This window comes from Candidatus Zixiibacteriota bacterium (assembly GCA_017999435.1).
GTDB lineage: Bacteria > Zixibacteria > MSB-5A5 > GN15 > FEB-12 > JAGNLV01.
This window is the reverse complement of the sequence record JAGNLV010000001.1, coordinates 1325435-1331434: the sequence shown is the minus strand read 5'-3', so window position 1 is coordinate 1331434 and position 6000 is coordinate 1325435. Positions and strand designations below refer to the sequence as shown.

Below are 6000 nucleotides of genomic sequence, written 5' to 3'. Positions count from 1 at the left end.
TAAGTCTTACTTAACGTTCAAAGGTGCCACAGATACAAAACAGAAGCATAATTCATACACAACTGTTTCCCTAGACCGATCATAAACTACATCAACACACAAAATTGTCAAGAACTTTCTTCAACAATTTACACAAATCACTAAATACGATAGGCTATAGTAATAAAAACCCCCAAGTGCCCATGTGTCCCTCAGCGTCGCCGGAATAGCCCATCACCCCCAAAAGCGAAGCCTTCAGGGCGTCTTGAAGACCTTCCAGCCACCGGCTCGTTATCATATCCGACGGGTCCCGGTCAAGACAAGGGGTCGGCTACCCCGGCGCCACAGGAGCGCCTCGGCCTCTACTGGGAACCAGTTCCGAGGGGACGTCTCGTCGAGCAAAAGACCTCTAGACTGCTCGCACAAGAAGCATTGATTGTGAAATAAGTCACAAAATCCCCTTACCTGCGCAACACCAGCCGGGCATTCCGACAGCCGCCTGCTCATCTATCCGGACGACCCCTGTGAGATCCTTTCGAGCGCCCGGCCAAAGACGATCGTCAGACCGGCTGACCGGACCCGGGCGGGGGAGAGGTCGCCACCGAAAGTTTCGGCGGGGGCGGCGTCCAAGTGGCTGTCACCCTCCGTTCCGTACCCTCGCCCGTCGGCCCGGTGGCCTCCCCAGGATCGATTCGTGGGTGGCGTCGGAAAACTCGCCGATGATAGTCCGGGATCGGTTCTTACCCGGCTGAGAGCGTCCTGAGCGGCCGGCCGAGTCCGGTCATGTTGACTCAGCAGACCGCCCCCAGGGGTTTGAACAAATTTCCGCGAACCCCCTGCTGATGGTTCTTCCAGCACACTCCGCAACCCGAAGTGTGTCATAATTGACACAGCCAAAAGACCCCGCTGTCGTCCTGCTGTGACGACCAGAAAAGTGGGGGCGCGACCACCCATTCCCGCGGCTGAGCCATCGGGCGGATCAGCCGCAATGCCCGTGGGTGATGAACCATGGGCCGAGACCGAACTCAACTGCACGCCGGCGAGGGGTGCAGAAGACCTCGGAAGCAGCCGAACGGGTCACGGCTGCCGGCTCCCGAAGTGTGGGCGGAACTGCCGATTGCTCGGTACCGGAAAGTAGGCTGGGTTACGCCTTAATCGTCCAGAGTCCGGTATCAGGTTGTTCCTGAATTGGGGAAAGCACCGCCCGAAGGAAATGGCCTTGACCCGTGTTCGGCCGGCTGAAAGCTCGCGAAAGACTTGCGCCGATCCGGTGTCCGCTGCAATATATCATCCCCCCACAGTCCGCCTGCCCGCGAGGGTTTTTCGCCGGGCCTCGTCCAGACTCAACTGGGCCGCTTTGAGGGCGGCCACGACGGCCTGGCGGTCACCTTGTTCGAGGGCGGCCTGGGCCAAATCGAGCTGTGTCCGGGCTTGGGCGAGAAAGGCGAAGGCATCGGTATTCTCGGCCCCGATCGCCTCACCCAGCCGGTCCGCCTGCTGGCGCAGAGTCTTGTGCCGGTGGTGGAGGTTGTCGTTACCGGTGCATTCCCGCAGCGCCTGCGCGGCGAGCTCCCGGGCCGTCTGCAGTGCGTGCAGAGCGCCCGCCCGATCCCCCTCAGAGGCCTGTTTCTCGCTCATATCCATGGCCTGGCGGGCCTGTTCCATGGGCAGCAGGGCGGATGGAGACTCGCATTCGGCGATCTGCTCCCCGGCCTGTTCGAAGTACCGCCGCACGTTTTCGCGGCAACGGTCGTAGTTGAAATCATCGCGGGCCGCCCGCGTGGCGGCCTGGAGAACTCTCTCGGCTGTCCGCTCCACCTGGCCAGCCAGTTTCAGGGCGGCTCGATACTGCCGCTCGCCGCACAGCCCGTGCGCCCGGTCAAGCTTGGAGCGGGCGCTCTCGTAAAGGGCCTGCAGCGAATTGTCAGCGCTTGGTTCGAGAGCCTCCCGCGCCTGCGCCATCAACTCATCGGCCCGCTCCAGTCGCCGTTGTAGGGCCGTCTCGTCCGGCGTCGTCGGCCCGCCGAGAGACGCGCTTTGGGCGATTGCCTCCTGGGCTTTCGCGCGGGCCTGGATCGTGAGCAGCAGCGCCTTCTCCCAGCGGCCCGGATCGGGCCCCAGCCGGTATTCCTCGTGCGCCTGCGCCTGCAGGTTCACCGCCGATTCATAGGACACCTTTACGGGCACCGGTGAAACCGCCGGCAGAATCTCGCGTGCCTGTTCGAGAACTTCATCGGTCGTCTTCAGTTCGGCGGCGACATGGTTGCCCGGCGCCGACTGCCCCCGTGAGGGGGCGGCGGGTGGAAAGAAGAGGATGATCAGAGCAAGACAACTCAATAACTGACGCATCATAGGCGTTTCTCCGGCGAACCGACGCTCATCCTCCTATCAAACCCTGTGCCCGGCCTGCCTTATCGAATCATCGCCTTGTCTCATAACTGCTTGCACCGTGTCCCGATATTCCCGGTCACGCGCCGCCGTACCGTACGGTACAGGTATGCCCCGAATGGCGCATCAGGGTTTGATTCCGTGGACTTTCATGCGGCTGTAGAGACGCCGCCGGGAGATCTTGAGCAGCCTGGCGGCCTCGGTCTTGTTGCCGCGGGCGCGTTCGATCGCGTCCATGATTATCTGGCGCTCGGCCGCAGGGAGTCCCGCGGCGGCCATTGAGGAGGCCGGCACGGTCAGCGGCGAATCATCGACAGGCAGGGAGAAGTCCTCCGGGGTCAGCGGCTCGCCGCCGGCCAGGATCGTGGCCCGCTCGATCACGTTGCGCAGCTCGCGGATGTTGCCGGGCCAATCGTAGGATTCCAGCAGGTGCGCCACCTCCGGCGGGATCGTCCGCTCCGGGTACCCCTTTTCGGCCAGGAAGTGTTCCGCCAGCGGCACAATGTCCTCGGGGCGCTCGTTGAGGTCGGGCAGGCGGATCGGGAATACGTTCAGACGGAAGTAGAGGTCCTCGCGGAACCGTCCCTTCTCAATCATGCTGCGCAGGTCGCGGTTGGTGGCGGCGATGACGCGCACGTCGATGTCGACCTGGTCGACGCCGCCGACCCGGACAAGCTGCCGTTCCTCGATAACGCGGAGCAGTTTCGACTGAAGGCCGGGGGACATCTCGCCAATCTCGTCCAGAAAAATGGTGCCTCCCTGGGCGAGCTCAAACCGTCCCCGCTTCCGGGCCACCGCGCCCGTGAACGCCCCCTTTTCGTGCCCGAAGAGCTCCGATTCGAGGAGCGTCTCCGTGAGCGCCGCGCAGTTGACGGCGATGAAGGGCTGGGCGGCCCGCCGGGAGCGGTCATGAATCATCCGCGCGGCTACTTCCTTTCCCGTGCCGGAGCGCCCCGAAATGAGCACGGTGGCGTCGGTCGGCGCCACTTTCTCGATCATGTCCACAACCGCGCGGATGGTTGGGGCGGATCCGACAAACACGGCGACCTGGCGTCGCGCCTCCTGCTCATAGTGGCCCGACAACGAGCGAAGGTGCTGCTTCTCGACTAAGCGCGCGACCTGCAGTTCCAGTTCGTCGAGGGCAAACGGTTTGAGCAGATAGTCGGCGGCCCCCTTTTTCATGGCCCGGACGGCCGACTCGATGCTGCCGAAAGCGGTGATCATAATCACCTCGGTCCCCTCCTTTTCGAGCGCCTTTTCGAGCACCTGCATACCCGAGATCTCGGGCATGGAGAGGTCGGTGATGACGATGTCGAAGGAGTGGGATTCGATCAGGCGGAGCGCCTCCGCCGGCCGCGTCGTCGTCGCCACCCGATGCCCGGCGTCCTCGAGAGCGCCGCAGATGAGGGAGGTCATTTTCGGTTCGTCGTCGACAACCAGGATGTTGGCCACGGTCACTCTCCGGCAGGTTGGGGCAGTCGAACGACCACCTCGGTTTTTCGGCCCGGCTCGGACGTCACAGTCAGCCGGCCGCCCATTTCTTCGACAATCTTCCGGCTCAGGTACAACCCGAGCCCCGATCCGGACTGGCGCGTGGTGTAGAACGGTTCGAAGATGAGCCCCAGTTCCCGGCGGGGGATCCCCCGGCCCTGGTCGACCACGCGCAGTTCGATCGCGTCGTGGCTCCGCCGGATCCCCAGTCCGAGCACAATCGGTTTCTGCGCCTCGCGGCAGGCGTCGGCGCCGTTGATCAGCAGGTTGAGCAGCACCTGGCGCAGCGACCGCCGGTAGCCGGTGAAAACGAGCCCCGGCGGGATCGGGTACTCGAGCCACTGCACCTCATTCTGCCGGTAGTGCTGGGCGAGGTGCTGCTTGAGCGCGGCGACCAGTTCCGCCGCATCGAGCGTCTCGGGGGACTCATGGCCGACGAAGCTCTCCCGCCCCCCGGCGGCGAAATCGAGGTAGCCGGTGACGATGTCGTTGAGGCGATCGACCTCCTCGACGATGAAATCGCTCTCCGGCGCCGGCTGCTTCTTGCGGAGGCGCTCCGCCGAGGCCCGCATGATCGACAGCGGATTCTTCACCTCGTGGGCCACCACCGCCACCATGCGCCCCATGAACGATTGCGTCTCGTTCAGGAACAGCCGCCGCTGCATGCGGTTGAAACGGCGCTGGAGGAGCAGAAAGATCACGCCGAGCAGGACACCGATCGCGGCCGTGAGACCGGTCGTATAGTACAGGCTGCTGCGCAGATTGGTCAGGGTGTCCGTGTAGTCGACATCGGCCTCCACCCCCAGCACCGCCGCCACAATCCCCGTGCTGTCGTACAGGGGGGCATACGCCGATTTCAGCCACACATCGCCCGTCCGGTACGAAGGAGTCGAGAGCGGAATCTCCGCCAGCCCGAAAAGCAGGGAGGTGATGTATGGCCGGTTCGGCTCGAACACCAGGTAGGCGCTGTCCTCGGTGATTGAGGTCGTGACCAGGTAGTCCAGGTTCTGGTCGACAATGAACAGCTCGGTGAGGGACGAGGCGCTGCGGATATCCTCAAGCAGATCGGAGACGATCGCGTAGGCCTCGAAATTCCCCTCCGCGAGACTCTCGACAACCCCGGGATCGAGCAGGGAGGCGCCGGTCGCGGCGATGGTCTCGAGGCGGCGGCCGAGCTGGCGGTCGAGGATGTCCTCGATCCGGTCGTAGAAGATCCACCAGGCGAGATTGACCAGGACGATGAGGAGGACGATAAACAGGCCGGCGGCCACGAGTTTCTTGGTGTCGCCTCGCATGGCCGTAATATGGACACCGGCCGGGGGAGGGTCAACGAAGAAGCGGCCGGCCGGGCGGAGCCGCCGTGGGGGAGGCGGGCGGGATCCGGCGGCGCATCGGGGCCGGGCGACACAACCGGGCCCGGCGGCAGAGCAGGGTCTGGCGGGGCCGCGGGGCTTGGCGCGAGAGCGGGGCTTGGCGGCACGGCGATTGGGCTTGACTGGCCTGGGGATTTCGCTTTATATAGAAGGCTCCAGAGCGGCTGCTACGACCCCATCGTCTAGAGGCCTAGGACGGCGCCCTTTCACGGCGCAAACACGGGTTCGACTCCCGTTGGGGTCGCTTAAATTGATTTTGCACCCCTTCGGCTATCAAGTCGAAGGGAGTTTTGTTTGTGGGGCAGAGGGTTAAGCCGTCGAGTGTGCCGAGCGGGAGTCTCGTGCGGACCGGTTTCCGCTTGAACGGTATCTCGCTCCCACAGGCACACGCCTCCAGCCTGGCCCGAGCGCCGTGCCTGTCGGATACGGCATGGTCGACCCTCCAGTGCGATACAGCGAAGGGAGAAGATCACGGGTGGTCCCTCACGAGTCCGCCTTCTCGCACGTGCGGGCTGTGCGAGTATTTGCGGAACGCGAGCGATTTCTCAGCCGTTGACCTCCTCGTATGTGCTTTCCGCGCGGCTCCTTCCAATGAGACTCTCCCCGAGACCCGGCAGGCCGAGCATTCAGCTTCGATCAACATTGTCACAGATATGCTCCTCCTCGTCGAAGGTCTCACCGTGGCATCGACGGTGGGGTCCACTTTCCGGCATCGACCTTGACAAATTCGTTCGCCCTGCGGTTATTGGAAAGAGACATAAGGAGGCTT

The 6000-nt window shown here is 63.6% G+C and carries 3 protein-coding genes and 1 tRNA gene; 1 reads left to right on the top strand and 3 read right to left on the bottom strand.

Annotation, left to right across the window (positions count from 1 at the left end; genetic code table 11):
- Positions 1 to 1266: 1266 nt before the first annotated feature.
- The 3 genes from KA261_05515 to KA261_05505 form a co-directional block, all read right to left on the bottom strand.
- Positions 1267 to 2331 carry a hypothetical protein gene (locus KA261_05515; protein ID MBP7697248.1) on the bottom strand — a complete coding sequence of 355 codons (1065 nt, stop codon included), beginning with the start codon at positions 2329 to 2331 and terminating at the stop codon, positions 1267 to 1269.
- Positions 2332 to 2493: 162 nt separating this feature from the next.
- Entirely contained in the window at positions 2494 to 3819 is a 1326-nt protein-coding gene (locus KA261_05510; protein ID MBP7697247.1) for a sigma-54-dependent Fis family transcriptional regulator, read from the bottom strand.
- Positions 3820 to 3821: 2 nt separating this feature from the next.
- Positions 3822 to 5153 carry a HAMP domain-containing histidine kinase gene (locus KA261_05505; protein MBP7697246.1) on the bottom strand — a complete coding sequence of 444 codons (1332 nt, stop codon included), beginning with the start codon at positions 5151 to 5153 and terminating at the stop codon, positions 3822 to 3824.
- Between the two features lie 249 nt (positions 5154 to 5402).
- Here KA261_05505 and KA261_05500 point away from each other — a divergent pair.
- Positions 5403 to 5475, top strand: a tRNA-Glu gene (locus KA261_05500).
- Positions 5476 to 6000 lie beyond the last annotated feature (525 nt).